This is a genomic window from Rhodococcus sp. KB6 (assembly GCF_001445685.1).
Classification (GTDB): domain Bacteria; phylum Actinomycetota; class Actinomycetes; order Mycobacteriales; family Mycobacteriaceae; genus Rhodococcus_F; species Rhodococcus_F qingshengii.
Genome location: NZ_LNAK01000084.1, coordinates 1 through 345, shown reverse-complemented (window position 1 = coordinate 345; position 345 = coordinate 1). Strand labels below are relative to the sequence as shown.

1 pseudogene is annotated in these 345 nt (G+C 72.5%); it reads left to right on the top strand.

Going from position 1 to position 345, the window contains the following annotated elements:
- Nucleotides 1-345: pseudogene (locus ASU23_RS12255) on the top strand (acetyl-CoA C-acyltransferase); the annotation flags it as partial.

Genomic DNA, 345 nt, shown 5'->3' with positions numbered 1-345 from the left:
GCCCACGGCGTCGTCGCCGGACCCGACTCCACCCTCCAGTCCCAACCCGCCCGGGCCATCGCCAAAGCCTGCGCGAAGGAAGGCATCGACCCCACCGACCTCGACCTCGTCGAAATCAACGAAGCATTCGCCGCCGTCGGGATCGCCTCCACCCGCGAACTCGGCCTCGACCCCGCCAAGGTCAACGTCAACGGCGGCGCCATCGCCGTCGGCCACCCCCTCGGCATGTCCGGCGCCCGCATCGCCCTGCACCTCGCCCTCGAACTGCAACGCCGCGGCGGCGGCATCGGCGCAGCCGCACTCTGCGGCGGCGGCGGACAAGGCGACGCACTCATCGTCCGCGTC